Source organism: Halomonas sp. THAF5a, assembly GCF_009363755.1.
GTDB lineage: Bacteria > Pseudomonadota > Gammaproteobacteria > Pseudomonadales > Halomonadaceae > Halomonas.
In genome coordinates, this window is sequence record NZ_CP045417.1 from 1353777 (window position 1) to 1379895 (window position 26119).

Consider the following 26119-nt stretch of genomic DNA (forward strand, 5'->3'; position numbering starts at 1 on the left):
ATACTCAGTGTGTTTTCAAGAACGTGCGTCGACGACGCACAACTCGCGAGGTCGTGATGCTGATGTCGGATTCGATGCCCCTACTATGGCTGGTCTATGTCGTGTTGTCGCTGGTGGTGCTGCTCACCGGCTACCTGGGGCTGGGGTTTCTGCCGCGCTTGCCGCGGCTGGTGATCACCTGGGCGGTGGCCGGCCTGATGTGGACACCGTCCCATTTCCGCCTGCCCCTGCTCGACGAGGGGGAATTCTACAGCGGGTTCGCTCCCGCCGTGATGGTCGCGGCCGTGGCCTTCCTCGAGAACAACCGCGAGACCTTCCTGCCGGTGGCCCTGCTGGTCGTGGTGGGCGCCGGCGTGGGCGCCCTGCTGGGGCTGCTGTTGTGGTGGCGCGGTCGCACCCGCGGCCAGGATGAGGTCGTGGATATGGACGAAGACGCGCCCGCCGCCTCCGGCGGTCGCGGCAGCGGCGAACGCCAGGAGCCGGTGCTCGGCTGACGGGCGCCTCATACGACCGACGGGCGTGTCGGCAACGACCGGCCAAGGAGCTTCGATGAGCGGGTACGGCAAGGAACGCATCGGCTGGCTGCCTCGGGCGCTGGCCGCGGGCATGGCCCTGTGGCTCGTGGCCGGCCCGCTCTGGGCCCAGCCCCACGAGGAGCGCCCCGACGTCCGGGTGGTGGTCGATGCCTCCGGCAGCATGCGCGACAACGATCCCGAGCGGCTCGCCGTCAGTGCCCTGGACCTGCTGGTGGCGCTGCTGCCGAGCGGCGCACGGGCGGGCGTGTGGACCTTCGGCGAGACGGTCGACAATCCCCTGCCGCTGGGCGAGGTGGATGCGGCCTGGCGCGAGCAGGCCCTGGCCCTGCCGCCGGCGCTTCAGGCCTACCAGCAGTACACCGACATCGAGGCCGCGCTCGACGCCGCCTCCCGCGGTGAGGCCGACGGCTGGCGCCACCTGGTGCTGCTGACCGACGGCATGATCGACCTGCCCCCGGGCCGGGGCGCCAAGCCCGAGGTCGACCGGGCCTCGCGGCGCCGGCTGGTCGAGGAGCGAGCGGCCGAGCTCGCCGACCAGGGCGTCGCGGTGCATGCCATCGCCTTCTCCGACCAGGCCGACCTGGCCCTGGTGGAGCGCCTGGCCCAGTCCACCGGCGGACTGGCGGCCCTGGCCGAGAGCCCCGAGGGCCTGCTGGGTGCCTTCCTGGACATCGTCGAGCGGATCTTTCCCGCCGACCAGGTGCCCCTGGACGAGGGGCGCTTCGTCATCGACGGCGGCGTAGAGACCTTCTCCGCGCTGATCTTCCATGAGCCCGATGACGCCCCCCTGACCCTGATCGCCCCGGATGGCGCGCGCTACCGTGCCGACGATGCGTCGGGGGACGTCCGCTGGCAGGCGGAGTCACGCTTCGACCTGATCCGGGTGCCGGACCCCGAGGCCGGCGAGTGGCTCCTGGAGGGCGCCGTGGGCGAGGAGAGCCGCATCAACGTCGCCTCGCCGCTGCACCTGCGCACCGCCAACCTGCCGACCACCCTCTACCTTGGCTTCGACGTGCCGGTGGAGGCATGGATCACCCACGACGGCGGACCCTTCGAGGGGGGGGAGGACCTGACGCTGTCGGTGGCGCTCCAGGACGCCGAGGGCAAGGTGCAGTCCCGCGTCGTGCTCGAGCCCGAGGCGGGACGCTATCGCGGGCGACTGCCGGCGCCGGCGCTGACCGGCAACGCCCACCTGGTGATCCGCGCCGAGAGCGAGGCGCTCAAGCGGCAGCGCACCCAGGCCGTGAACGTGCTGCCGGCCATCGGGGCGGTGCACCGTCCCCGGGCCGGGCGGGTGGTGCTGGCCGCCGAGCACCCGGCCCTTCATCGCAACAACACCGAGATCCACGGCGAGCTGCAGGGCGAGCGCCTCGCGGCCGAGCCGGTGGGGGAGCGGCGCTGGCATCTCGCGCTGCCCGAGCTCGACCCCTCGCTCTCCCTGCCGCTGCTGCTGGAGGCCACCGTCGAGCTCGACGGCGAGCGCCAGACGCTCTCCCTGCCGCGCCTGGTGCTCTATCCCGAGGGCCGCCTCGGCATCGGGGTGGCCGACGTGGCCGGCCCGACGCTGGCGATCGAGACGTCCGACGAGCAGGGAGAGGTCCCCCCGCCGCCGCCCGAGAGTTCGGCCGAGCAGGCCGCCGACCGCTTCGTCGAACTGGTCAACCGGATGCCCGAGACGGCCCGGGACCTCTGGCAGGCGGGCTGGCCGGGCGTTCAGGCGCTCTGGCAGACGCACCGTCGCGACCCGCGCCTGTGGGGCGTGCTCGCGGTGCTCGCCCTGGGGCTGATGGTCATTTTCCTGATTCGGCGCCGCCAGGCGCGGCGCCTGCCACGCCGGGAGGAACCCCATGTGTGAGCTTCTGGGCATGAGTGCCAATGTGCCCACGGATATCTGCTTCAGCTTTACCGGCTTCCTGCACCGGGGCGGCGGGACCGGCCCGCATCGCGACGGCTGGGGCATCGCCTTCTACGAGGAGGGCGGCTACCGCGACTTTCGCGACCCCCACCCCTCGGTGCACTCGCCCATCGCCCGGCTGATCTGCGACTATCCCATCAAGTCGAACATCGTCATCAGCCATATCCGCCAGGCCAACGTCGGCCAGGTGCGCCTGGCCAACACCCACCCCTTCGTGCGCGAGATGTGGGGGCGTCCCTGGTGCTATGCGCACAACGGTCAGTTGGCCGACTGGCAGGCACTGCCGCACTCCTTCTACCGTCCGGTGGGCGGCACCGACAGCGAGCACGCCTTCTGCTGGCTGCTCGGCGAGCTGCGCGGCGCCTTCCCCGAGCCGCCCGCCGACGAGGCGCAGCGCGAGGCCCTCTGGTCGAGGCTGCACGGGCTCTGCGAGCGGCTGCGCGGCCTGGGGGTGTTCAACCTGCTGCTGGCCGACGGCGAGTACCTCTATACCTTCTGCTCCACCAAGCTGGCCCACATCACCCGTCGGGCGCCCTTCGGTCGGGCGAGCCTGTCGGACGCCGAGCTGACGGTGAACTTCGCCGAGCACACCACCCCCGATGACGTGGTCTCGGTGATCGCCACCGAGCCGCTCACCGACAACGAGGAGTGGGTGCGCATGGAGCCGGGCGAGCTGCTGGTGTGGCAGGGAGGTGTCATCCAGGCGCGCTATAAAACGTAAGTTTCAATCGGTTGTTTTACAGCCGTCGAGCCGCTGGTATAAGGTGCCTGAAGACGAAACCGCGCGTGGAGAGCCGCGCGAGGATAACAATAAAGGCCGATACCGACATTGGCCGCCGCATGGAGAGAGCCCATGAGCGATAACGCCACGCCCGCCATCCTGACCGGCCAGCCGCTGGAGAATCTCGACGACTACGCGTCGGTGATGGACGTCTTCCACGCCTCGGTAGCGCGCTTCGGCGACAAGCCGGCCTTCAGCTGCATGGGGCGGGTGCTGAGCTATGCCGAGCTCGACCGCCTCTCCGGCCACTTCGCGGCCTGGCTGCAGCAGGAGACCGACCTCGAGCCCGGCGATCGCATCGCCATCCAGCTGCCTAACGTTCTGCAGTTCCCGGTGGCGGTGTTCGGCGCGTTGCGGGCGGGCCTGGTGGTCGTCAACACCAATCCGCTCTATACCGAGCGCGAGATGGCGCACCAGTTCAAGGATGCCGGGGTTCGCGCCATCGTCATCCTGGCCAACATGGCCGCCAAGCTGGAGCACATCCTCGAGCAGACCGAGATCGATCAGGTGGTGGTGACCGAGCTCGGCGACCTGCACCCCTTTCCCAAGCGGCCGCTGATCAATGCCGTGGTCAAGCACGTCAAGAAGCTGGTGCCGGCCTTCTCGCTGCCCGGTGCCACGCCCTTCCGCCGTGCGCTGGCGGTGGGCGGCCGTCAGGCCCACCGTGAGGTGAGTCGTGGTCCCGACGACATCGCTGCCCTGCAGTACACCGGCGGCACCACGGGGCTTGCCAAGGGCGCCATGCTGACCCACCGCAACCTGGTGGCCAACATGCTGCAGGCGCGTCAGGCGATTGGCCCGGCCCTGGGCGAGGGCGACGAGACCATCATCGCGCCGTTGCCGGTCTATCACATCTACACCTTCACGGTGAACTGCCTGTTCATGATGGAGACCGGCAACCACTCGGTGCTGATCCCCAACCCCCGCGACCTCGACGGCTTCGTCAAGACGCTCAAGCAGATACGCTTCACCGGCTTCATCGGCCTCAATACGCTCTTCAACGCGCTATGCAACCGCGAGGACTTTCGAGGTCTCGACTTCTCGCGGCTGCACCTGACCATCTCCGGTGGCATGGCCCTGACCCGGACCGCGGCCAGCCGCTGGGAGGAGGTCACCGGCTGTCAGGTGGCCGAGGGCTACGGCCTGACCGAGACCTCGCCCATCGTCAGCTTCAATCCCGTGGATGCCATCCAGCTGGGGACCATCGGCAAGCCGGTGGCCGGTACCGAGGTCAAGGTGCTGGACGCCGACGGCCGGGACGCCCCCTACGATGCGGCCGGGGAACTCTGCGTGCGCGGGCCCCAGGTGATGAAGGGCTACTGGAATCGCGACGATGAGACCGCACGGTCGATCGACGACCAGGGCTGGTTCCACACCGGCGACATCGCCGTGTTGCAGCCCGATGGCTACATTCGCATCGTCGATCGCAAGAAGGACATGATCCTGGTCTCGGGCTTCAACGTGTATCCCAACGAGATCGAGGATGTCGTGGCCGCCCATCCCGGCGTGGTGGAGTCCGCGGCGGTAGGGGTGCCGGACGAGACCAGCGGCGAGGCCATCAAGCTGTTCGTGGTCGCCCGCGACGAGAGCCTCGACGCCGAGACCCTGCGGGCCTGGTGCAAGAAGGAGCTCGCCGGCTACAAGGTGCCGCGCTTCGTGGCGTTCCGCGACGAGCTTCCCAAGACGAACGTGGGCAAGGTGCTGCGTCGCCAGCTGCGTGACGAGGAGCAGGAGAGCGCCGGTGCGTGATGCCGGCAGCCCGCGCTGCCCAAGACGCTGTCACGTTCAGCAAGGTGCTGCGTCGCCAGCTGCGTGACGAGGAGGAGGAGAGCGCCGGGGTGTGATCCCGGGTCGACGGCCCCGATTAGGCGCGGTCGAGGCCGCGACGTTATAATGCGAGGCCGCCCGGCCCCCCCGGGCGGGCCCCTTTTCGCCGACCGTGACCCGGAGCCGACCGTCGATACCGTGACCACCGAGACCCGCCAGCCCCCCGCCGCGAAGGCCGAGGACGCCGCCGCGCTAGACGCCCTGACCCGTGACCTCGATGACGTCATGCGCCGTGACGTCGCAGGCCTCGAGAAACGCCTGCGCGGCCTGCGCCGCCGCCTGAAGGACGGCAAGCCCGTCGATCGAGGTCTCGCCGAGGTGCGCCGCGCCGTGGAACGCTCCCGCGGCCTCGTCGAGCGGCGCCGGGCGCGCCCGGTCACCCTCGACTACCCGGCCGAGCTGCCGGTGGTGGAGCGCCGCGAGGATATCCTCGCCGCCCTCGAGGAGCACCAGGTGGTCGTGGTCGCCGGCGAGACCGGCTCGGGCAAGACCACCCAGCTGCCCAAGCTCTGCCTGGAGCTGGGCCTGGGGCGGCGCGGGCTGATCGGCCACACCCAGCCGCGGCGACTGGCGGCGCGCTCGGTGGCCACGCGCCTGGCCGAGGAGCTGGCGGTGCCGCTGGGCGAACAGGTCGGCTACCAGGTGCGCTTCACCGACCAGAGCAGCGACGAGACGCTGGTCAAGCTGATGACCGACGGCATCCTGCTCGCCGAGACCCGCCACGACCCCGACCTCAGCCGCTACGAGGCGATCATCATCGACGAGGCCCACGAGCGCAGCCTCAACATCGACTTCCTGCTCGGCTACCTCAAGCGGCTCACCGCCCGCCGGCCCGACCTCAAGGTGATCATCACCTCGGCGACCATCGACGTCGAGCGCTTCGCCGAACACTTCGCCCTGGCGGGCGAGGGCGGCACGCCGCGTCCGGCGCCGGTGGTCGAGGTCTCCGGACGCACCTACCCGGTGGAGGTGCGCTACCGCCCTCTGGTGCGCGATGACGACGACGAGGAGGACCGCACCCTGCAGGAGGGGATCCTCCACGCCGTGGAAGAGATCGAGCGGGTCGAGCGCGAGAAGGGCTGGTTCCACGGGCCGCGGGACATCCTGGTCTTCCTGCCCGGCGAGCGCGAGATCCGCGAGACCGCCGATACCCTGCGTCGGGCCGACCTGCGCGGCACCGAGATCCTGCCGCTCTATGCGCGGCTCTCCAACGCCGAGCAGAACCGCGTCTTCGCCTCCCACGCGGGCCGGCGCATCGTGCTCTCTACCAACGTCGCCGAGACCTCGCTGACGGTGCCGGGCATCCGTTACGTCATCGACCCGGGCCTGGTGCGCATCAGCCGCTACAGCTACAAGGCCAAGATCCAGCGCCTGCCGGTGGAGCCGGTCAGTCAGGCCAGCGCCAACCAGCGCAAGGGCCGCTGCGGTCGGGTGGCCGAGGGTCTGTGCATCCGCCTCTATGACGAGGAGGACTTCCTCGCCCGTCCCGAATTCACCGATCCCGAGATCCGCCGCACCAACCTGGCCTCGGTGATCCTCTCGATGCTGTCGCTGAAGCTCGGCGACATCGCGGCCTTCCCCTTCGTCGACCCGCCGGATTCCCGCTTCATCACCGACGGCTTCCGGCTGCTCTTCGAGCTGGGCGCGGTGGACGGCGGCAACCGCCTGACCCCGCTCGGGCGCAAGCTCGCCCGGCTGCCCATCGATCCGCGCCTGGCGCGGATGGTGCTGGCCGGCGCCGAGCAGGGGAGCCTGCGCGAGGTGCTGATCGTGGTCGCCGGCCTGGCGGTCCAGGACCCCCGCGACCGCCCGGCCGACAAGCGTCAGGCCGCCGACCAGGCCCATCGCCGCTGGCACGACCCGGACTCCGACTTCGTCGCGCTGCTCAACCTCTGGCACGGCTTCGAGGCCGCCCGGGAGGAGCTCTCCGGCAATCGCCTGCGCCGCTGGTGCAAGGATCACTACCTCAACTACCTGCGCCTGCGCGAGTGGCATGACACCTTCCGCCAGCTGCGCCAGCTGCTGCGCGACATGGAGATCGAGGTGCCGCCGCCGGCGCCCGTCGTGGCCCAGGAGGAGGGCGACGAGAAGGCGCGCCGCGAGGCCGGCCGCAAGCGCGCGGTCGCCCTGCACCAGGCGCTGCTCACCGGGCTGCTCTCGAATCTCGGCCTGCTTACCGAGAACCGCGAGTACCTGGGGGCGCGCAACCGCAAGTTCGTCGTCCATCCGGGGTCGGGGCTCGCCAAGAAGTCGCCCAAGTGGCTGATGGCCTTCGAGCTGGTGGAGACGACCAAGCTCTTCGCCCGCACCGCGGCGCGGATCGAGCCCCAGTGGATCGAGCCGCTGGCCGGGCATCTGGTGAAGCGCTCCTACGCCGAGCCCCATTGGGAGATGAAGCGTGCCCAGGTGGTGGCCACCGAGCAGGTCACGCTCTTCGGCCTGCCCATCGTCACCGGGCGCCGGGTCCACTTCGGCCCGATCGACCCGGTGGCATCGCGAGAGCTCTTCATCCGCCGGGCGCTGGTCGAGGGGGAGTTCAAGACCCGCGGCGACTTCTTCGCCCACAACCGGGCGCTGGTCGAGGAGGTTGAGGACCTCGAGGACCGCGCCCGCAAGCGCGATATCCTGGTCGACGAGGAGACCCTCTTCGCCTTCTACGACGAGCGCCTCCCCGCCGAGATCGTCAACGGCAAGGGCTTCGAGGCCTGGCGCAAGAAGGCCGAGGCCGAGGATCCCGGCATCCTCAAGTTCGACCGCGCGGCCCTGCTGGCCCGCGAGGCCGGCGAGGTCACCCAGGCCGACTACCCCGACGAGCTCACGCTCAACGGCGTGCGCTACCCGCTCGCCTACCACTTCGAGCCCGGCGCCCAGGACGACGGCGTGACCCTCACCGTGCCGGCCGCCATGCTGCCCCAGCTGCCCCTGGCGCGGCTGGAGTGGCTGGTACCGGGCCTGCTGCGCGAGAAGTGCATCGCCCTGATGAAGTCGCTGCCCAAGGCGATCCGACGCCAGGTGGTGCCGATCCCCGACTGGGTCGACGCCGCGCTGGAGGCGATGACCCCGGACGACATCCCGCTCACCGAGGCGCTGGGCGAGTTCCTGCGTCGCAAGACCGGCGTGCGCCTGCACCCCGACGACTGGAACCTCGAGGCCCTGGAGCCCCACCTGGTGATGAACCTGCGGGTGGTCGACCACCAGGGCGAGACCCTGGGCCAGGGGCGCGACGCCCGCGAGCTGGAGCGCCGCTTCGAGGCGGCCGCGGGGGAGGGCGCCCGGGCCCTGGCCGAGCAGGCGAGCGACGCGGGCGAACTTGCCGCCCTGCCCGAGACGCCGCTGCCCGAGTCCCGGGTCACCACCCAGGCCGGTATCCGGGTGGAGGCCTATCCCGCCCTGGTGCCCGCCCAGGAGGCCTTCCGGGTCGAGCTCTTCGATCATCCCGACAAGGCCCGCGAGGCGCATCGCGACGGCGTGGTGCGGGCGGCCATGGAGCAGCGGCCCGACCAGGCTCGCGCCATCGAGCGGCTCAAGGGGCTTGCCACCTGTGCGCTGCTGTTCGCCAAGGTGGGCAGCAAGCGAGCGCTGATCGACGACGTGGTGGCGGCGGTCTTCCGCCAGGTGGTGGCCGTCGACCCGCTGCCGCGCTCCCAGGGCGAGCTCCAGGCCCGGCTGGAGGCCACCGGCGATGCCCTGCTGCCCCGCGCCGAGACCCTGGTGGCGACCCTCGAGCAGGCGCTCCAGGGCCACCTGGCGGTGACCAAGGCGCTCAAGGGCAATCTCAACCTGGCCCTGGCGCTGGTGTACAGTGACCTCAAGGCGCAGATGCAGCGCCTGGTGCACCCCGGCTTCGTCAGCGAGGCCGGCGAATGGCTCGAGGAGTACCCTCGCTACATGGAGGCGGCGTTGATCCGTCTGGAGAAGGCGCCGCGGGAGCGCATGCGCGACCAGATGCAGATGCAGGAGGTCCAGGACTTCGAGGCCCGCCTGTCGGCCCGCCGCGAGAGCGAGCGGCGCGGCGGGGTGGAGGACCCGGCGCTGGTGGCGTTTGCCTGGTGGATCGAGGAGCTGCGCGTCTCGCTCTTCGCCCAGCAGCTGGGCACGAAGTTCCCGGTGTCCGCCAAGCGCCTCGAGAAACGCTGGGCCGAACTCACAGGGAGAAGCGCATGACACAGGCCGTTATCACCGGCACGGGACTCTATACCCCGGAGCAGTCCATCGACAACGCGGCCCTGGTGGCCGCCTTCAATGCCTGGGTGGACGCCGAGAATGCGCGCCATGCCGAGGCCATCGCCGCCGGGGAGCGGGAGGCGCTGCTGCACTCCAGCACCGAGTTCATCGTCAAGGCGTCGGGGATCCACAGCCGCTACGTGATGGACGCCGAGGGGATCCTCGATCCCGAGCGCATGCGCCCGCGCCTGGCCCCTCGGGGCAATGACGCGCCCTCCTACCAGTGCGAGATGGGCCTGGATGCGGCCCGTCAGGCGCTGGACGCGGCGGGCGTGGCGGCCGGGGAGATCGACCTTCTGATCGTCGCCTGCTCCAACCTGGAGCGCCCCTATCCGGCGGTGGCCGTGGAGCTGCAGGCGGCGCTGGGTGCCGGCGGCTATGCCTTCGACATGAACGTCGCCTGCAGCTCGGCGACCTTCGCCCTCGAGACCGCCGCCAACGCCATCCGCGGCGGCGGCGTGCGCCGTGCCCTGATCGTCAATCCCGAGATCTGCTCGGCCCACCTCAACTTCCGCGACCGCGACAGCCACTTCATCTTCGGCGATGCCTGCACCGCCCTGGTGCTGGAGAGCGACGAGGTGGCGACGGCCGAGGCGCGCTTCGAGATCCTCGGCACCCGCCTCGTGACCCGCTTCTCCAACGCCATCCGCAACAACGCCGGCTTCCTCGACCGCGTCACCGACAGCGACCCGCTGGCCGTAGACCGGCTCTTCGTCCAGGAAGGGCGGCGCGTCTTCAAGGAGGTCTGCCCGCTGGTGTCGGCGCTGATCACCGATCACCTGGCGAGCCTGGAACTCGCCGGCGACGACCTGTCACGGCTATGGCTGCACCAGGCGAACCGGCACATGAACGACCTGATCGCCCGGCGCGTGCTGGGCCACGCGCCGGAGCCGGATCAGGCGCCGATCATCCTCGATCGCTACGCCAACACCAGCTCGGCCGGCTCGATCATCGCCTTCCACCTCCACCGCCACGACCTCGCGCCGGAGGCGCTCGGGGTGGTCTGTTCCTTCGGCGCGGGCTACAGTGCCGGCAGCGTGGTGGTGCGTCGCCAGTGAGCGTCAAGACAACAACCGCAGGGAGGCGATAGTGCCCGATGAATGGACATGAGAGGCAAGGAACGATGAGCGGCATGATGGCCCGGTGGATGGGGCGCGGGGCCCTGCTGGTGTCGCTGGCGGTGCTGACCGGCTGCGCCAGCAGCGGCGAGCTTCACGAGCGCCATCCCGACGATCCCTGGGAGGGCTTCAACCGCAAGGTCTTCGCCTTCAACGAGGTGGTCGATCGCTACGCCCTCAAGCCGGCCGCCCAGGGCTATCGCTTCATCACGCCGGATCCCGTGGAGACGGGCGTGGGCAATTTCTTCTCCAACCTCGGCGAGATCCGCACCACCCTGAACAGCCTGCTGCAGGGCAAGGGCACCAACGCCAGCGTGGCCACCGGGCGCTTCTTGATCAATACCACCGTCGGCATCGGCGGGCTCTTCGACGTCGCCACGCGAATGGACATCACCGGCCGCGAGGAGGACTTCGGCCAGACCCTCGGCGCCTGGGGCGTGGGGGAGGGGGCCTACCTGGTGCTGCCGCTGCTGGGGCCGAGCACGGTGCGCGACACCGCGGGGCTGCCGGTGGACAGGGCCACCGATCCGGTCACCTACGTGGAAGACGACGCGGTTCGCTACGGACTGCGCGCCCTCGACGTGATCGATACCCGGGCCGGGCTGCTCGACCAGGAAGCGCTGATCCGCGGCGATCGCTACAGCTTCATCCGCGATGCCTACCTGCAGCAGCGTCGCTTCGAGGTCAACGACGGCCAGCTGGACGAGGATCCCTTCGCCAGCGACGAGTTCGACTTCGACGGGGCGGATTTCGACGACGCCTTCGCCGAGTGAGGCCATGACCGAATGCCACCAGCCAAGCAACTGATCGGAGTGATCGATGTCCCGGGGCCGGAGCGCGACGCTCTGGCGCGGACCATCGCCCGTGACGACCTGGCGGTGTACGCCGCCTCCGGGATCGAGGAACTGCCGCCGGAGACGGCGCTCATCGTCGCCCACGCCCGGGCGGTGTCCCGCGCCGACTGGGAGCGCCTGGCCGAGCGGCTGCCGACCCTGGTGGTCAGCGACAATCGCCAGGATGCCGACCTGCTGAAGGCGGTGGAGGCGGGGCTGGTGGACTACATCATCGACCCGCTGCGCCACGGCTCGCTCCTGCGGCGCATGATCGTCAAGGCCATCGAGGTGCATCGGCTGGCCGCCGAGCGGGAGCGCGACCGGGCGAGGCTGGCCCATCTCAACGAGAACCTCGAGGAGCTCAACGAGAGCCTCGAGACCCACCTGGCGATGCTGCGTCTCGATCAGCAGGCCGGCGGCCAGATCCAGCGCAAGCTGCTGCCGCCTCGCCCCCAGACGCTGCAGGATGTGACCTTCGACTACTGGCTGGCGCCCTCGCTCTACCTCTCCGGGGACTTCCTCGACTTCCAGGCCTTCGACGAGCGCTACAGCCTCTTCTACTTCGCCGACGTCTCGGGTCACGGGGCCTCCTCGGCCTTCGTCACCGTGCTGCTGAAGTACCTCTCCAATCGCTGGCGGCAGGAGTGGGATGGCGAACATCCCGAGCGACTGGCGCCGCGCTGGCTGGCGGCGCTCAATCGCGAGCTGCTGGACGCCGGCATCGGCAAGCACGCCACCTTGTTCGTCGGGGTGATTGACCACCGGCGCCGATATCTCCACTATTCTCTCGGCGCCCAGCTCCCCATGCCGCTGCTGGTGGCCGATGGCGAGGTTCAGGTGCTGCCCGGCGAGGGGATGCCGGTCGGGCTCTTTCCCGGGGTCGACTACCCGAGCCTGGGGTGTCCGCTGCCGGAGAACTTTCGGCTGTGGCTCTGTTCGGATGGAATACTGGAGTGCCTTCCGGGGGAGACCCTGGAAGGGCGGCTCAGGGAGCTCGAGCGGCGGGTCCTGGCCAGCGCGACGCTGGAGGATCTGCGTGGCAGTCTTGCGCTGGCGCACCTGGCCGACGATGATGAAGTCGTGGCCCATAGCGCTCCAGGGCATGAGGAGCTGCCGGACGACCTGACGATCATGGTGTTGAGCGGATTTGGCAATGATAAATCATGAGGGCCGCATCAAGGCAGCATTCGCATCGGGTGTCTTCGTCCTCAAGCTATGCGGGGACGTGCGCCTGACCCTCTGCGCGACCCTGGACCGCCAGGCCCAGCAGCTCGCCGAGACGCCGGGGCTCGAGACGCTGATCATCGATCTGAGAGACACCACCAACGTGGATTCCACCGCCCTGGGTTTTCTGGCCAAGGTGGCCATGGCGGTGCAGGGGCGCGTCAGCGAACCGCCGACCATCATCGCCGACAATCCCGACGTCCAGCGCATGCTGGACGTCATGGGGTTCTCGCGAATCTTCACCCTGGTGGAGTCGCCGATCACCGAGGCTCGCGACCTCCGCGACCTGCCCGAGATCCCCACCGACGTGGAGGAGACCCGCCAGCGGGTGCTCGAGGCGCACCGCATCCTGATGCGCCTCAACGAGCACAATCGCGAGGAGTTCCAGCCGCTGGTGGAGATGCTCGAGGCCCAGCAGGCCGCCTCCCACGGCTCCTAAACCGGCCGCCCTGCGCCCGATGCCGGCATCGGGCGCGTCTCACGTCGGTTTCGCTACGCCTCCCGGGCTCCGTGCCCTCCCAGGGTCTCCTGCGCGGCCCGGCGTCTCGAGGTCCCTCAGCCCTGGCGGAGCTCCGCCAGCAGCGCCTCCAGCTTGCGCTGGTCGGCCATGAACTTGCGGATGCCCTCGGCGAGCTTCTCGGTGGCCATGGCGTCCTCGTTCATCGCCCAGCGGAACTCGGCCTCATCCTGCGGCTCCGGCGCGCGGGTCTCCGCGTCCAGCGGCGTCAGCCGGCGCGTCAGCGTACCGCTCGTGCCGGCCAGTTCCTCCAGCAGCGCCGGGGAGATGGTCAGCCGGTCGCAGCCCGACAGGGCGAGGATCTCGCCGCTGTTGCGGAAGCTGGCGCCCATCACGATGGTGTCATAGCCGTGGCCCTTGAAGTGCTCGTAGATGCGCTTGACCGACTGCACGCCCGGATCGCGGTCGCCGGCGAAATCGGCCTCGGGATCCTGGGCCTTGTGCCAGTCGAGGATGCGCCCCACGAAGGGGGAGACTAGGGTCGCGCCGGCATCGGCGCAGGCCTGGGCCTGGGCGAAGCTGAACAGCAGGGTCAGGTTGGTGTGGATGCCCTCGCGCTCGAGGATCCGGGCGGCGCGGATCCCCTCCCAGGTGGCCGCGACCTTGATCAGGATCCGCTCGGGGCCGACCCCGTGACGGCCGTAGCGCTCGATCAGCGCCCGGGCCCGCGCGAGGGTGGCGTCGGTATCGAAGGAGAGCCGCGCGCTGACCTCGGTGGAGACGTAGCCGGGCACCAGGGCGCTGATCTCGCTGCCGATCTCGACGGCCACGGTGTCCAGCGCATCATCGACGTCCGTGGCGTGGCGGGCGATCTCGGCCAGCCGCGCGCGGCGCCCCTCGTGCTGGGCCGCCTGCAGGATCAGCGAGGGATTGGTGGTGGCATCGGTCGGCTCGAAGCGGCGGATCGCGTCGAGATCGCCGGTGTCGGCCACCACGGTGGTCATGGTCTTGAGTTGTGAAAGCAGGTCGTCTGCCATGGTGGGGTCCCTCCGGTTGTGATGGCGTTCACTCTAGCAAGGCGGCCAGGACGAATATAGGCGGTCGGGCCAGAGAGCGGCTTTTGGGTTATCATTAGCTCTCTATCTTTTGTCGCGATCCACTCCTTACTCTGCCAAGAGCCCTGTGGGAGGCGCCTTGTTGACCCTGGATTCCCGGCGGGTGGCCCTGCTGGTCGCCGCCAATACCGCTTTGGCTCCCTTCGCCATCGATGCCTACCTGCCGGCCATGCCGGCCCTGGCCGAGGCCGTGGGGGAGAGTATCCATCACACCGAGCTGTCGATCAGCACCTTCCTGGCCGGCTTCGCCCTGGGCCAGCTCACCGGCGGCCCGCTCTCCGACCGGCTGGGCCGCAAGCCGGTCCTGCTCAGCGGCCTGGTGGTCTTCCTGCTGGCCAGCCTGATGCTGGCCACGGTGGGCAGCCTCGGCGAGCTGCTCGGCTGGCGCCTGGTACAGGCGCTGGGCGGTGGCGCCTGCGTGGTCAACTCCGCGGCCATCGTGCGCGACTGCTTCCAGGGCCGCGAGGCGGCCAAGGTGATGTCGACGATGGCGATGATCATGATGCTGGCGCCGCTGGCGGCGCCGGCGGTGGGCAGCGGGCTGCTCTACCTGGCCGACTGGTGGCTGATCTTCGTCTTCCTGGCGGTCTACGCGGCCTTCCTGCTCTGGCTGATGGGCACCAAGCTGCCCGAGACCCGCGCACCGGACGCCCCGGCGGCCTCGCCGCGCCAGGTGCTGCGCAACTACGCCAGCGTGCTGCGCCATCGCGAGGGGATGGGCTACGTGCTCGCTGTGGCCGCGACCTTCTCCGGCATGTTCGCCTTCATCACCGCCTCGCCGTTCCTCTATATCAGCCACTACGGCGTGTCGCCGGCGATCTATCCGGTGGTCTTCGGCGCCAACGTGGTCGTCATGGCGGCGTCGAACCGGCTGAACATTCGCCTGCTGCGCCGCCGCACCCCCCAGCAGAACATGCGCCTCGGCCTCGGCGTCCAGTTCGGTGTGGCCTGCTGCCTGACCCTGCTGGTGGCCTCCGGCCAGGACTCGCTTTTGACCGTGGTGCCGCTGATCATGCTGTTCATGGGCATGGTCGGCCTGATCACGCCCAACGCCATCGCCTCGCTGCTCGAGCACTTCAGCCACATGAGCGCCACGGCCACGGCGCTGCTGGGCAGCATTCAGTTCAGCTGCGGGGCGCTCGCGGGGGTGGTGGTGAGCGGCTTCGAGATCGACAGCGCCTGGCCCATGGTGACGACCATGCTGGCGGTGTCGCTGGCCGGCAACCTGGCCCTGCGGGGGCTCGCCGGGCGTGCCGGTCGGGAGGCCACGACCGCCGCCTGAGCGGCGGCGGGGTGGCGCCGATGACGTCACCCTGCTGGCTGTCATGAAGCTGTCACTTTCCTGGGGCAATGTGTGTGTCGCGAAGGATGAATCCCTTTCTCGACAGGAGATCGCTCCATGAACCGCATCCTCAAGACCACCGCCATCGCCGCCGCCGTCATGGGCGTGGCCACCGTGGCTCACGCCCGCGATCAGATCCGCATCGTCGGCTCCAGCACCGTCTACCCGTTCGCCAGCTACGTGACCGAGGAGTTCGGCGCGGTGACCGAGTACCCGACCCCGGTAATCGAGTCCACCGGCTCCGGCGGCGGCCTCCGCCTGTTCTGCAACGGCGTGGGTGAGGGTACTCCTGACATCACCAATGCCTCGCGCCGCATCAAGGCCTCCGAGGTGGAGCGCTGCATCGAGAACGGCGTGACCGACGTCACCGAGGTCAAGATCGGCTCCGACGGCATCGTCTTCGCCCAGTCCAGCACCAACGAGGGCGTCGACCTGACCCTCGAGCAGCTGTTCCTGGCCGTGGCCGCCAAGGTGCCGGTCGACGGCGAGCTGGTCGACAACCCCTACCAGAAGTGGAGCGACATCGACGCCGCCCTGCCGGATCGCGAGATCTCCGTCTACGGCCCGCCCAGTACCTCCGGCACCCGTGATGCCTTCGAGGAGCTGGTGATGGAAGCCGCCTCCGAGGAGATGGACGCCTATGGCGACGAGGCCTACACCGAGATTCGTGCCGACGGCGCCTACATCGACGCCGGCGAGAATGACAACCTGATCGTCCAGCGCCTCACCGAGGACACCGAGTCCTTCGGCATCTTCGGCTACTCTTTCCTGGTCGAGAACCCCAACGCGCTGGTCGCTGCCACCATCGGCGGCGTCGAGGCCGAGCCCGAGGCGATCAGCTCCGGCGACTACCCGATCGCTCGCTCGCTGTGGTTCTACGTCAAGAACCAGCACGCCGAGGCCGTGCCGCCGCTGTACGACTACGTCGACATGTTCGTCTCCGAGACCATGATCGGCGAGGGCGGCTACCTGGGTGACCTGGGCCTGATCCCGCTGCCGGAAGCCGAGCGCGAGCAGACCCGCGACAAGGTCGCCGATCGCGCCAAGCTGCAGGTCTCCGATCTGTAAGGGACCCCATCGGGCACGGATGCCTGACCCGGCCGGCAGCCCCTCGGCTGCCGGCCGCTGCACGTTCCGACAGCCTGGCTGTCGATGAAAGCCATCGAGAGAGCCCTATGCAGACCGATCAACTCCTTCCACTGTTCAGCGGCGTGCTGCTGCTGCTGGGTCTGATAGCCTTCTTCCTGGGCCGTGCCAAGGCTGCGCGTGTGCGCGCCAGCGGCACGGCCATGCAAGCGCAGCCGGACCAGTACGCCTGGTTCGCCGTGCTCGCCACCGCCGGACCCGCCGTCACGGTCGGCGCGGTGGGCGCCTTCGTGATGCTGTTGCTCGGCGCCCAGATTCCTACCCTCTACCTCCTGGCCGGCAGCCTGGTGGTAGCCGCCCTCGGGCTGATGGTGGGCATGCGCCAGGTGAGGCCCGACTTCCACGCGCGCCAGGCGATCGAGCGGGTGATCCGCTGGGTGCTCAAGGCCGCGGCCCTGATCTCCATCCTGACCACCTTCGGTATCCTGATCTCGATCGTCTTCGAGGCGCTGCGCTTCTTCCAGATGCACAGCTTCTGGGAGTTCATTACCGGCACGGTCTGGAACCCCGGCGCCAGCTTCCTGGCCGCCGCCGGTCGCGCCGAGGAGGGCGCCAGCGCCGCGCAGTTCGGCTCGGTGCCGCTGTTCGCCGGCACCTTCATGATTACCGCCATCGCCATGCTGGTCGCGATCCCCATCGGCCTGCTGGCGGCGATCTATATGGCCGAGTTCGCTCCCCCGAAGGTGCGCACCCTGGCCAAGCCGACCCTCGAGGTGCTGGCCGGCATCCCCACCGTGGTCTACGGCTTCTTCGCCGCCATCACCGTGGCGCCGATCATCGTCTCCATCGCCAACTTCTTCGGCCTGGACGCCGCCTTCAACAACGCCGTGGCGCCGGGCATCGTGATGGGCATCATGATCATCCCCTTCATCTCCTCGCTCTCCGACGACGTCATCAACTCGGTGCCGGACAGCATGCGCCAGGGCTCGCTGGCGCTGGGCATGACCCGGGGCGAGACCATCCGCGACGTGGTCATTCCGGCGGCGCTGCCGGGGATCATCTCCGCGTCGCTGCTGGCGGTCTCCCGCGCCCTGGGGGAGACCATGATCGTGGTGATGGCGGCGGGCATGCGGCCCAACCTCACCGCCAACCCGCTGGAGGACATGACCACCGTGACGGTGCGCATCGTCGCCGCGCTCACCGGCGACCTGGAGTTCGAGAGTGCCGAGACCCTCTCCGCCTTCGCCCTGGGCCTGGTGCTCTTCGCCGTCACCCTCAGCCTGAACCTGGTGTCGGTGCTGATGATCCGTCGCTTCCGCGAGAAGTATCGCGTCAACAACCTGTAACGCCGAGGAATCGCCGAGATGAGTCAAACCTTCGACGAGATCAGCACCCAGTTGCGCAAGCGCCACCGCCGCTCGGCGCGACTCAAGTGGATCTCCATGGGCGCCCTGGGGCTGGCCGGCCTGTTCCTCCTGTGGTTCTTCTCCGACATGCTGGGCAAGGGCCTGCCGGCCTTCCAGCAGGCGCAGATCCAGGTGGAGATCGACTACAACGAGGATGCAAGCCGCATGGGGCGTGCCGCCCTGGATCCTGAGGTGTCGCGTCTGGTCAGCCGCACCTTCGAGCGCCTGATCCCGGTGCAGATCCGCGAGAATCCCGCGCTGCTGGGTACCACCGAGACCCGCTGGGTGCTCGCCGACGGTGAGGTCGACCAGTACCTCAAGGGGCATCGCCACAAGCTGAACGAGGCCCAGCAGGCCCTGATCGACGAGCTGGCGGCCGAGGGGCGCGTCGAGCTGAGGTTCAATACCACCTTCTTTACCACCGGCGACTCCAAGATGCCGGAGGCCTCGGGCATCCTCTCCGCCGCGGTGGGTACGGTGATGACCATGCTGGTGACGCTGGCCATCGCTTTCCCCATCGGGGTGATGACGGCGGTCTACCTGGAGGAGTTCGCGCCGGACAACCGCTTCACCCAGGCCATCGAGATCAACATCAACAACCTGGCGGCGATCCCCTCGATCCTGTTCGGTCTGCTGGGCCTGGCGATCTTCATCAACTTCTTCGGGGTGCCGCGCTCCTCACCGCTGGTGGGCGGCATGACGCTGGCGCTGATGACCCTGCCGGTGATCATCATCGCCACCCGCACGGCGCTGCGCAGCGTGCCGGACTCCATCCGCCACGCCGCCTTCGGGGTCGGCTGCTCGCGCTGGCAGGTCGTGCGCGACCACGTGCTGCCGCTGGCCATGCCCGGCATCATGACCGGCTCGATCATCGGCCTGGCCCAGGCCATGGGCGAGACCGCGCCGCTGATCATCGTCGGCATGGTGGCCTTCATCCCCGACGTCTCGGCTTCCCTGACCGAGGCCGCCACCGTGCTGCCGGCGCAGGTCTTCACCTGGGCGGGTGAGCCCGAGAAGGCATTCGTCGAGAAGACCGCGGGCGGTATCCTGGTCCTGCTGGCGATCCTGATCTTCCTCAACGCCACCGCCGTCATCCTGCGCAAGAAATTCGAGCGTCGCTGGTAAGCCCGCGCGCCATGGAGAACTTCGACATGAACATCCAAGCTGTTCCCCGCCACACTGGCGGTGCTGACCCCGAGCTGGGGCAGCCCCATACCCGCAACGACGACGCCTGCCACGACCTGAGCATCCGCGTGCGTGACCTCAGCCTCTGGTATGGCGACAGCCAGGCGCTCAAGGGGCTCAACATCGACCTCTTCCAGAAGAACGTCACCGCGCTGATCGGGCCGTCCGGCTGCGGCAAGTCGACCTTCCTGCGCTGCCTCAACCGCATGAACGACCTGATCCCGAGCGTGCGCATCGAGGGGCTGGTGGAGATGGACGGGCGCGACGTCAACCAGGCGAAGATGGACGAGGTGGCCCTGCGTCGCCGGGTGGGGATGGTCTTCCAGAAGCCCAACCCCTTCCCCAAGTCGATCTACGAGAACATCGCCTACGCCCCGCGCATGCACGACCTGGTGAGCCGCAAGTCGGACCAGGACGAGCTGGTGGAGCGGGCCCTGCGCGATGCCGGCCTCTGGGAGGAGGTCAAGGACAAGCTGCACCAGCCCGGGACCTCGCTCTCCGGCGGCCAGCAGCAGCGCCTGTGCATCGCCCGGGCGATCGCCGTGCAGCCCGACGTGATCCTGATGGACGAGCCGACCTCGGCCCTGGACCCGATCTCCACGGCGACCATCGAGGACCTGATGGACAAGCTCAAGCAGCAGTTCACCATCATCACCGTGACCCACAACATGCAGCAGGCGGCGCGGGTCGCCGACTACACCGCCTTCTTCCATCTCGGCGAGATCATCGAGTACAACGACACCAAGACGATGTTCTCCAACCCGGCCACCAAGAAGGCCGAGGACTACATCACCGGCCGCTACGGCTGATGGCCGCGCGCGCGTGACGGTTCGACGGGGAGGCCACTGGCCTCCCCGTCGTCGTTTGTGGCTGTCATCGAGGTGTCATCGATCTCGAATATATATGGTTTGTCGTATATATTGGCGACGACATTGTTCACGACCAGGAGAGCGCCCCATGACCCTGTCCATCGGTATCAACGGCTTCGGCCGCATCGGCCGTCTCGCGCTGCGCAGCCTGTGGCCGCGCGTCGAGGCCGGCGAGGTTGTCATCGCACGCCTCAACGACCCGGGCGGCGACGCCGCCACCTTCGCCCACCTGCTGGAGTTCGACTCGGTGCACGGCCACTGGTCGCCGGGGGAGGGCATCCGCGCCGAGGAGGAGGCGATCGTCATCGACGGGCAACGCATCGCCTTCAGTGGTCATCAGGCGCCGAGTGACGGCGACTGGGCTGGCTGTGCGGTGGTCATCGAGTGCTCTGGAAAGCACAAGACCCGGGACAAGCTGCAGGCCTACCTCGACCAGGGCGTCGACCGGGTGGTGGTCAGCGCGCCGGTCAAGGAGCCGGACGTGCTCAACGTGGTGATGGGCGTCAACGACGATCAGTACCGGCCCGAGCGGCATCGCATCGTCACCGCGGCGAGCTGCACCACCAACTGCCTGGCCCCGGTGGTCAAGGTGATCCACGAGACCTTCGGCATCCGCCATGGCTCCATGACCACGGTGCACGACATCACCAATACCCAGACGATCCTCGATGCCCCCCACAAGGACCTGCGTCGTGCGCGGGCCTGTGGCATGAGCCTGATCCCGACCACCACCGGCTCGGCCAAGGCGATCACCGCCATCTTCCCGGAGCTCGAGGGCAAGCTGAACGGCCATGCCGTCCGCGTGCCGCTGGCCAACGCCTCGCTGACCGACATGGTCTTCGAGTTGGAAAGGGAGGTCACCGGGGAGGAGGTCAATGCGGCGCTCTCGGCCGCCGCCGAGGGCGAGCTCGCCGGCATCCTCGGCTATGAGGCGCGCCCGCTGGTCTCCATCGACTACCGCACCGATCCGCGCAGCTCGATCATCGATGCGCTCTCGACCATGGTGGTGAACGGCACCCAGGTGAAGCTCTATGCCTGGTACGACAACGAGTGGGGCTACGCCAACCGCACCGCGGAGCTGGCGCTGAAGGTGGCCCGTGGCTGAGGGGAGTGTGCTGAACCGCTTTCGGGCGCTCTCCTTCGAGGTGCGCCAGTACCTGCTGATCACCGGCAACTACTGGGCCTTCACCCTCACCGACGGTGCCCTGCGCATGCTGGTGGTGCTGCACTTCCACCAGCTGGGCTACTCGCCGCTGGAGGTGGCGCTGCTGTTCCTCTTCTACGAGGCCTTCGGCGTGATCACCAACCTGGTGGGCGGCTGGCTCGGGGCGAGGCTCGGGCTGAACCGCACCATGAACATGGGGCTAGGGCTGCAGATCGTGGCGCTCGCCATGCTGATGGTGCCGGCCACGGCGCTGACCGTGCCCTGGGTCATGGCCGCCCAGGCGCTGTCGGGGATCGCCAAGGACCTCAACAAGATGAGCGCCAAGAGCGCGGTCAAGGTGCTGGTGCCCAAGGACAGCCCCAGTGCCGGCTCCGCGCTCTATCGCTGGGTGGCGATCCTGACCGGCTCCAAGAACGCGCTCAAGGGCGCCGGCTTCTTCCTGGGCGGGGTGCTGCTGACCCTGATCGGCTTCCGTGGCGCGGTCATCGCCATGGCGCTGATGCTGGCGGGCGTGCTGGTTCTGTCGCTCGTGCGGCTCAAGGCCGACCTGGGGCGACAGAAGCGCAAGCCGGCGTTCGGCGAGATGTTCTCCACCTCGAAGGCGATCAACGTCCTGTCGGCGGCTCGCCTTTGCCTGTTTGCCTCGCGGGATGTCTGGTTCGTGGTGGCCTTGCCGGTCTTCCTCTATGACCAGCATGGCTGGAGCCACTGGACCGTGGGCGGCCTGCTGGCGCTGTGGGTGATCGGCTACGGCGGGGTACAGACCCAGGCGCCGCGCCTGACCGGCCTGGTCAAGGGCGGCGCTCGGGGGATCACCGCCTTCTGGGCCCTGGCGTTGGCCGGCCTGCCGGCCTTGCTGGCGCTGCTGCCGCTGGCCCAGGTGGGTTGGCTGGTGGCGGGGCTACTCGCCTTCGGCGTGCTGTTCGCGGTCAACTCGAGCTGGCACAGCTACCTGATCGTCCACTATGCCCGCGCCGACGGCGTCTCCATGGACGTGGGCTTCTACTACATGGCCAACGCCATGGGACGCCTCGCCGGCACGCTGCTCTCCGGCTGGGTCTACCAGGCCTTCGGGCTCGCCGCCTGCCTCGGGATCTCGTCCGCTCTGGTGGCCGCCAGCGCGCTGATGGCCCTGGCCCTGCCGCGGGAGGCCACGCCCCGCTGAGGTCGGGGCGCGAGCCGCTCAGGGGGCGGCGCGCGGCGCCTGTCGGGGCGCGGTCTCGGTCAGGCCACGCAGCGCCCAGAGCCCCAGCGCCGGCCCCGGCAGCAGCCACCACAGCACCCAGGGGCCCTGGGCGGCCCACAGGCTCGAGGTCAGCGAAATCGCCGGTAGGGTCAGGGCGAAGCCCACCGCGTTCATCACGGCGAGCGTCGAGCCGACCCGGGCGTGGGGCGCGGTGGCCGCGGCCAGGGCCGAGAACTGGGGCGAGTCGGCGATCACCGTGAGCCCCCAGACGGCGAGCAGCGCGAGCAGCAGGCCTGGCGGCGCCCAGGCCAGCAGCGGGTAGGCGAGGCAAGTCAGCCCCGAGACGGCGAGCGCCCGCCGGGCCACCCAGAGGCTGCCCAGCCGGCGGCTCAGCTCGCCGCCCCACACGCAGCCGACCAGCCCCAGGGCGATGACCCCGAAGGCGAGCCACGGCACCAGGTCCATCGGTGCCGCCAGGCGCTCAAGCTCTCTCGCTACCAGGAAGGGCGTCAGCATCCACAGGGCGTAGAGCTCCCAGCAGTGCCCGAAGTAGCCACCCGCCACGGCACGAAAGCGCGGCGCGCGAAGTCCCGCCAGGCCCTCCCGCAGCCGGGTGGGGCCGGCCGGGGGCGGCAGGTGCGGACCGTCGCCGAGCCGGTAGATGGCCGCGCCCCCCGCCAGCGCCAGCAGCGAGGCGCCGAGCAGCGGCCACGCCCACGGCAGCCCCGGGGTCGAGCCGCGCAGCAGATGGGGCAGGGCGGTGCCCAGCGTCAGCATGCCGACCAGCCAGGCCAGGGCCGCCCCCTTGTGGGTCGGCGTCCAGCCGATCACGAGCTTCATGCCCAGGGGGTAGATGCCGGCCAGGCACAGGCCGGTGGCGAAGCGCAGCAGCAGGCCGGCGGTGGCGTGCTCGGCGGCCAGCACGAAGCCGGCGTTGATCAGTGCGCCGAGCAGGCAGGAGGCGGCGAAGAGCCGGCTGGCCCGGAAGCGGTCGGCCAGGCCGCTGGCGGCGATGGCCAGGGTGCCGAGGATGAAGCCGGCCTGGACGGCCAGCGTCAGCCCGCCGAGGTCGGCCTCGGTGAAGCCGAGGTCGCGGGCCAGCGAGAGGCCTACACCGTTGACGGAGAACCATAGCGAGGTGCCGCAGAGCTGGGCCAGCACGATCACGGCGAGGGGGTGATGGCGCAGGAGGCGGCTCATGGGCGCCTCCCCGGCCGCTCGCCTTGCCGCGGGTCGTGCTGCGCGCCCCGCCCCTCGTCGCGTAGAATCATGCCGATACTCCCTGGAGAAACCCTGATGTCGCTGGACCCGGTCCGTGTCTTCAAGTGCCTGGGCGACGAGACTCGCCTGATGCTCACGCTGCTCGTGCTGCGCGAGCAGGAACTTTGTGTCTGCGAAATGACCCACGCCCTGGAGCTCTCGCAGCCCAAGGTGTCGCGGCACCTGGCGCAGCTGCGCCAGTGCGGCCTGCTCGAGGATCGCCGCGAGGGCCAGTGGGTCTACTACGGGGTCGAGGCTAGCCTACCGGGCTGGGTCATGGCCACCCTGGCCGCGGCGGCCGAGGGGCGAGCCACGGAACTCGAACGGGTGTGCGCGCGCCTGGCGCGGATGGGCAACCGGCCCGAGCGTCGAGCCGCGCTTTGCTGAACGCGGAAAGGCCTCGCGGCTGTCCGATGTGAGGCAGTGAGCGGGATCCACCTCCCATCGATGAAGCCCCCGAGCGCAGCGAAGAGGGCGTTCACCCCGTGTCGATGTCCATGCCCGGGGAGATGGCGTTGCCCCACGCCTCCCCGGAGCCGGGTGGCGGGGAGCGGGGGGCGATCAGCGTCAACCTGGCCGCCTTGCCCGACGACGCCCGCTGTCACGCCGTGATCGAGATTCCTCACGAATCGGATCGGCAGGCCCTCGTGCACCCCGAGAACATGCGGCTGCATTTCAGGCCCCGCCGTCAGGGGCGTTACGCTGTGAGGGGGCCTCGCGGAATGCGGGGCTGATCCGGTGGGGGTCTACCTCCTCCCGGTAACGGGCAGCGGCCTGTGCCCACCAGCCCAGCTGGCCCAGGGTGCGGCCGAAATAGCCGACCCAGCGCTCCGTGTCGTCGTGAAAGCTGCCATCTTCCTCCAGCGCCTGCTGGGCATGGGGGACATGAATCATGGCCGAGACCGGCAGGCAGCCCAGCTCCGCCAGGAAGGTGCGCATGTTGACCGCGGCCCTGGCGCCGCCCCATTGGCCGGCCGAGTAGGTCACGATGGCGCTGGGCTTGAAGGCATAGAGCGAGCTGCCGAAGTGGTTTAGCAGATGCGCCAGGGCCGGACTCATGGAGTGATTGTACTCCGGGCTCACCATGACGTAGCCGTCGGCGGCGGCGATCCTGTCGGCGAGCGCATCCAGCCCCTCGGGAGCCTGCGACCTCGTGTAGGCGAAGTGAGGCTTGAAGACCGCGCCTAACTCGAGCTCCAGCGGGTCGATCAGCTCGACCGAGGCGCCTTCGGCCTCGAGCAGTCGTTGGCAGGCAAGTGCCACCCTGAGGCCCAGTCGAGCCGGTGCGGGGGGCGTCGAATCGCGCGCGGTGCCGATAAAGACCAGATAGTGGGGCATGGCATGTCCTCCTTAACGTAATCTCAGCTGCCGCACTCTCGGCGGCGTCCTAATGGAACCCGGGACACTACGGCGGCATGGTAGGTGAGATGATGGCGCGCACCCTCAAGGAAACTGCCGTCGCGTGGCATTGGCGATGCGCACCAGGGCGAGCATCACCGGCACCTCCACCAGCACCCCGACCACGGTCGCCAGCGCCGCGCCGGACTGGAGGCCGAACAGGGCGATGGCCGCCGCCACGGCGAGCTCGAAGAAGTTGCTGGCGCCGATCATCGCACCGGGGGCGGCCACGCAGTGGGGCACCTTCCAGGCCTTGGCCCAGCCGTAGGCGATGAAGAAGATCAGAAAGGTCTGAAGGATCAGAGGCACCGCGATCAGGGCGATATGCAGCGGTGCCTCGAGGATCACCTCGCCCTGGAAGGCGAACAGCAGCACCAGGGTGATGATCAGGCCGATGGGCGTGATGGGCCCCACCCGCTTCAGGAAGACCCGTTCGTACCAGTCGAGGCCATGCCGGGCGATCAGGGTGCGGCGAGCCAGGTAGCCGGCCGTCAGCGGGATGACGATATAGAGCACCACCGAGAGCGCCACGGTATCCCAGGGGACCTGGATATCGGAGACCCCGAGCAGCAGCACCACGATCGGGGCGAAGGCGACCAGCATGATCAGGTCGTTCAGGGAGACCTGCACCAGCGTATAGGCGGCATCGCCTCGCGTCAGGGTACTCCACACGAAGACCATGGCGGTGCAGGGCGCCGCTCCCAGCAGGATGGCGCCGGCCAGGTACTGGCTGGCGAGCGCTTCGGGAATCCAGGGGCGAAACACCACCATCAGGAAGAACCAGGCGATGGCGAACATGGTGAACGGCTTGATCAGCCAGTTCACCGTGGTGGTGATGACGAGCCCCTTGGGCTGGCGACGCACCCCCAGCACCGAGGTGAAATCGATCTGGGCCATCATGGGAAAGATCATCGCCCAGATCAGGATCGCCACCGGGATCGATACCTGGGCCACCTCGAAGCGTGACAGCGTCTCGGGAACCGCGGGCGCGAACTGGCCGAGCAGCACGCCGGCGATGATCGCCAGCGCCACCCACAGGGAGAGCAGGCGCTCGAAGAGCCCCATGCCCTCCGTCGTCGTTGGGGCATCGGAAGTGGCGTGGTGGTTCATGGGTAATGCTCCCGGCGGATGGTGAGGATGCTGCGACAATATATGATAATCCATATGTCTTCAATCGACTCTCCGGCGGGTC

The 26119-nt window shown here is 69.1% G+C and carries 22 protein-coding genes; 18 read left to right on the forward strand and 4 right to left on the reverse strand.

Annotated elements, in window-relative coordinates:
• Positions 1 to 56 precede the first annotated feature (56 nt).
• The 9 genes from FIU83_RS06060 (at position 57) to FIU83_RS06100 (ending at position 12897) form a co-directional block, all read left to right on the forward strand.
• Positions 57 to 494 (forward strand): hypothetical protein, encoded by a 438-nt coding sequence (locus FIU83_RS06060; protein WP_152483216.1) that lies wholly within the window; start codon positions 57 to 59, stop codon positions 492 to 494.
• A 55-nt stretch (positions 495 to 549) separates the two neighbouring features.
• Positions 550 to 2391 (forward strand): VWA domain-containing protein, encoded by a 1842-nt coding sequence (locus tag FIU83_RS06065; RefSeq protein ID WP_152483217.1) that lies wholly within the window; start codon positions 550 to 552, stop codon positions 2389 to 2391.
• Positions 2384 to 3172, forward strand: a complete 789-nt coding sequence (locus tag FIU83_RS06070; RefSeq protein WP_152483218.1) for a class II glutamine amidotransferase — start codon at positions 2384 to 2386, stop codon at positions 3170 to 3172. Before FIU83_RS06065 ends, FIU83_RS06070 begins: the two co-directional genes overlap by 8 nt.
• A 132-nt stretch (positions 3173 to 3304) precedes the next feature.
• Positions 3305 to 4981 (forward strand): AMP-binding protein, encoded by a 1677-nt coding sequence (locus FIU83_RS06075; protein ID WP_152483219.1) that lies wholly within the window; start codon positions 3305 to 3307, stop codon positions 4979 to 4981.
• A 216-nt stretch (positions 4982 to 5197) separates the two neighbouring features.
• Positions 5198 to 9223: an ATP-dependent RNA helicase HrpA gene (gene hrpA, locus FIU83_RS06080; RefSeq protein ID WP_301538572.1), complete on the forward strand. Its 4026-nt coding sequence runs from the start codon at positions 5198 to 5200 to the stop codon at positions 9221 to 9223.
• A complete protein-coding gene (locus FIU83_RS06085) occupies positions 9220 to 10341 on the forward strand; it encodes a beta-ketoacyl-ACP synthase III (protein ID WP_152483221.1) in 1122 nt (373 codons plus the stop codon). Before hrpA ends, FIU83_RS06085 begins: the two co-directional genes overlap by 4 nt.
• Positions 10342 to 10406: 65 nt before the next feature.
• Positions 10407 to 11174: a VacJ family lipoprotein gene (locus FIU83_RS06090; protein ID WP_152483222.1), complete on the forward strand. Its 768-nt coding sequence runs from the start codon at positions 10407 to 10409 to the stop codon at positions 11172 to 11174.
• A gap of 12 nt (positions 11175 to 11186) precedes the next feature.
• Positions 11187 to 12401 carry a PP2C family protein-serine/threonine phosphatase gene (locus FIU83_RS06095; RefSeq protein ID WP_152483223.1) on the forward strand — a complete coding sequence of 405 codons (1215 nt, stop codon included), beginning with the start codon at positions 11187 to 11189 and terminating at the stop codon, positions 12399 to 12401.
• Complete coding sequence (locus FIU83_RS06100) at positions 12388 to 12897, forward strand: STAS domain-containing protein (protein WP_152483224.1); 510 nt, start codon at positions 12388 to 12390, stop codon at positions 12895 to 12897. Before FIU83_RS06095 ends, FIU83_RS06100 begins: the two co-directional genes overlap by 14 nt.
• Positions 12898 to 13013: 116 nt before the next feature.
• On the opposite strand, the gene tal is transcribed toward FIU83_RS06100, so the two are convergent.
• Positions 13014 to 13952 (reverse strand): transaldolase, encoded by a 939-nt coding sequence (gene tal / locus FIU83_RS06105; protein WP_152483225.1) that lies wholly within the window; start codon positions 13950 to 13952, stop codon positions 13014 to 13016.
• Positions 13953 to 14112: 160 nt separating this feature from the next.
• On the opposite strand from tal, the gene FIU83_RS06110 reads away from it, so the two are divergent.
• From FIU83_RS06110 to arsJ, 7 genes are all read left to right on the forward strand, one after another.
• Positions 14113 to 15312: a Bcr/CflA family multidrug efflux MFS transporter gene (locus FIU83_RS06110; protein WP_152485271.1), complete on the forward strand. Its 1200-nt coding sequence runs from the start codon at positions 14113 to 14115 to the stop codon at positions 15310 to 15312.
• Between the two features lie 117 nt (positions 15313 to 15429).
• Positions 15430 to 16440, forward strand: a complete 1011-nt coding sequence (locus tag FIU83_RS06115) for a substrate-binding domain-containing protein (protein ID WP_152483226.1) — start codon at positions 15430 to 15432, stop codon at positions 16438 to 16440.
• A 107-nt stretch (positions 16441 to 16547) separates the two neighbouring features.
• Entirely contained in the window at positions 16548 to 17804 is a 1257-nt protein-coding gene (gene pstC, locus FIU83_RS06120; protein ID WP_152483227.1) for a phosphate ABC transporter permease subunit PstC, read from the forward strand.
• 18 nt (positions 17805 to 17822) lie between these two features.
• Positions 17823 to 18989: a phosphate ABC transporter permease PstA gene (pstA, locus tag FIU83_RS06125; protein WP_152483228.1), complete on the forward strand. Its 1167-nt coding sequence runs from the start codon at positions 17823 to 17825 to the stop codon at positions 18987 to 18989.
• Positions 18990 to 19015: 26 nt separating this feature from the next.
• Entirely contained in the window at positions 19016 to 19858 is an 843-nt protein-coding gene (gene pstB, locus FIU83_RS06130; RefSeq protein ID WP_152483229.1) for a phosphate ABC transporter ATP-binding protein PstB, read from the forward strand.
• 148 nt (positions 19859 to 20006) lie between these two features.
• Positions 20007 to 21023 carry an ArsJ-associated glyceraldehyde-3-phosphate dehydrogenase gene (locus FIU83_RS06135; protein WP_152483230.1) on the forward strand — a complete coding sequence of 339 codons (1017 nt, stop codon included), beginning with the start codon at positions 20007 to 20009 and terminating at the stop codon, positions 21021 to 21023.
• 7 nt (positions 21024 to 21030) lie between these two features.
• The gene (gene arsJ / locus FIU83_RS06140; protein ID WP_253939552.1) at positions 21031 to 22248 is read left to right on the forward strand and encodes an organoarsenical effux MFS transporter ArsJ; all 1218 of its coding nucleotides are present in this window, start codon (positions 21031 to 21033) and stop codon (positions 22246 to 22248) included.
• A gap of 18 nt (positions 22249 to 22266) precedes the next feature.
• On the opposite strand, the gene FIU83_RS06145 is transcribed toward arsJ, so the two are convergent.
• A complete protein-coding gene (locus tag FIU83_RS06145; RefSeq protein WP_152483232.1) occupies positions 22267 to 23469 on the reverse strand; it encodes an MFS transporter in 1203 nt (400 codons plus the stop codon).
• Between the two features lie 96 nt (positions 23470 to 23565).
• On the opposite strand from FIU83_RS06145, the gene FIU83_RS06150 reads away from it, so the two are divergent.
• Both FIU83_RS06150 and FIU83_RS06155 read left to right on the forward strand, forming a co-directional pair.
• On the forward strand, positions 23566 to 23916 hold the full coding sequence (locus FIU83_RS06150) for a metalloregulator ArsR/SmtB family transcription factor (protein ID WP_152483233.1): 351 nt from the start codon (positions 23566 to 23568) through the stop codon (positions 23914 to 23916).
• Positions 23917 to 24038: 122 nt separating this feature from the next.
• Entirely contained in the window at positions 24039 to 24263 is a 225-nt protein-coding gene (locus FIU83_RS06155) for an SIP domain-containing protein (RefSeq protein ID WP_253939587.1), read from the forward strand.
• Here the strand turns inward: FIU83_RS06155 and FIU83_RS06160 are convergent.
• Both FIU83_RS06160 and arsB read right to left on the reverse strand, forming a co-directional pair.
• On the reverse strand, positions 24205 to 24867 hold the full coding sequence (locus FIU83_RS06160; protein WP_152483234.1) for an NADPH-dependent FMN reductase: 663 nt from the start codon (positions 24865 to 24867) through the stop codon (positions 24205 to 24207). The two genes, FIU83_RS06155 and FIU83_RS06160, sit on opposite strands and share 59 nt — an antisense overlap.
• A 105-nt stretch (positions 24868 to 24972) precedes the next feature.
• A complete protein-coding gene (gene arsB / locus FIU83_RS06165) occupies positions 24973 to 26037 on the reverse strand; it encodes an ACR3 family arsenite efflux transporter (protein WP_253939553.1) in 1065 nt (354 codons plus the stop codon).
• Positions 26038 to 26119: the final 82 nt, after the last annotated feature.

What these genes read in the sequence shown, in the direction of transcription:
- FIU83_RS06060 (WP_152483216.1), top strand. Translation starts at nt 57, where the DNA reads ATGCTGATGTCGGATTCGATGCCCCTACTATGGCTGGTCTATGTCGTG.
- FIU83_RS06065 (WP_152483217.1), top strand. Translation starts at nt 550, where the DNA reads ATGAGCGGGTACGGCAAGGAACGCATCGGCTGGCTGCCTCGGGCGCTG.
- FIU83_RS06070 (WP_152483218.1), top strand. Translation starts at nt 2,384, where the DNA reads ATGTGTGAGCTTCTGGGCATGAGTGCCAATGTGCCCACGGATATCTGC.
- FIU83_RS06075 (WP_152483219.1), top strand. Translation starts at nt 3,305, where the DNA reads ATGAGCGATAACGCCACGCCCGCCATCCTGACCGGCCAGCCGCTGGAG.
- FIU83_RS06085 (WP_152483221.1), top strand. Translation starts at nt 9,220, where the DNA reads ATGACACAGGCCGTTATCACCGGCACGGGACTCTATACCCCGGAGCAG.
- FIU83_RS06090 (WP_152483222.1), top strand. Translation starts at nt 10,407, where the DNA reads ATGAGCGGCATGATGGCCCGGTGGATGGGGCGCGGGGCCCTGCTGGTG.
- FIU83_RS06095 (WP_152483223.1), top strand. Translation starts at nt 11,187, where the DNA reads ATGCCACCAGCCAAGCAACTGATCGGAGTGATCGATGTCCCGGGGCCG.
- FIU83_RS06100 (WP_152483224.1), top strand. Translation starts at nt 12,388, where the DNA reads ATGATAAATCATGAGGGCCGCATCAAGGCAGCATTCGCATCGGGTGTC.
- tal (WP_152483225.1), bottom strand. Translation starts at nt 13,952, where the DNA reads ATGGCAGACGACCTGCTTTCACAACTCAAGACCATGACCACCGTGGTG.
- FIU83_RS06115 (WP_152483226.1), top strand. Translation starts at nt 15,430, where the DNA reads ATGAACCGCATCCTCAAGACCACCGCCATCGCCGCCGCCGTCATGGGC.
- pstC (WP_152483227.1), top strand. Translation starts at nt 16,548, where the DNA reads ATGCAGACCGATCAACTCCTTCCACTGTTCAGCGGCGTGCTGCTGCTG.
- pstA (WP_152483228.1), top strand. Translation starts at nt 17,823, where the DNA reads ATGAGTCAAACCTTCGACGAGATCAGCACCCAGTTGCGCAAGCGCCAC.
- pstB (WP_152483229.1), top strand. Translation starts at nt 19,016, where the DNA reads ATGAACATCCAAGCTGTTCCCCGCCACACTGGCGGTGCTGACCCCGAG.
- FIU83_RS06135 (WP_152483230.1), top strand. Translation starts at nt 20,007, where the DNA reads ATGACCCTGTCCATCGGTATCAACGGCTTCGGCCGCATCGGCCGTCTC.
- FIU83_RS06145 (WP_152483232.1), bottom strand. Translation starts at nt 23,469, where the DNA reads ATGAGCCGCCTCCTGCGCCATCACCCCCTCGCCGTGATCGTGCTGGCC.
- FIU83_RS06150 (WP_152483233.1), top strand. Translation starts at nt 23,566, where the DNA reads ATGTCGCTGGACCCGGTCCGTGTCTTCAAGTGCCTGGGCGACGAGACT.
- FIU83_RS06155 (WP_253939587.1), top strand. Translation starts at nt 24,039, where the DNA reads ATGGCGTTGCCCCACGCCTCCCCGGAGCCGGGTGGCGGGGAGCGGGGG.
- FIU83_RS06160 (WP_152483234.1), bottom strand. Translation starts at nt 24,867, where the DNA reads ATGCCCCACTATCTGGTCTTTATCGGCACCGCGCGCGATTCGACGCCC.
- arsB (WP_253939553.1), bottom strand. Translation starts at nt 26,037, where the DNA reads ATGAACCACCACGCCACTTCCGATGCCCCAACGACGACGGAGGGCATG.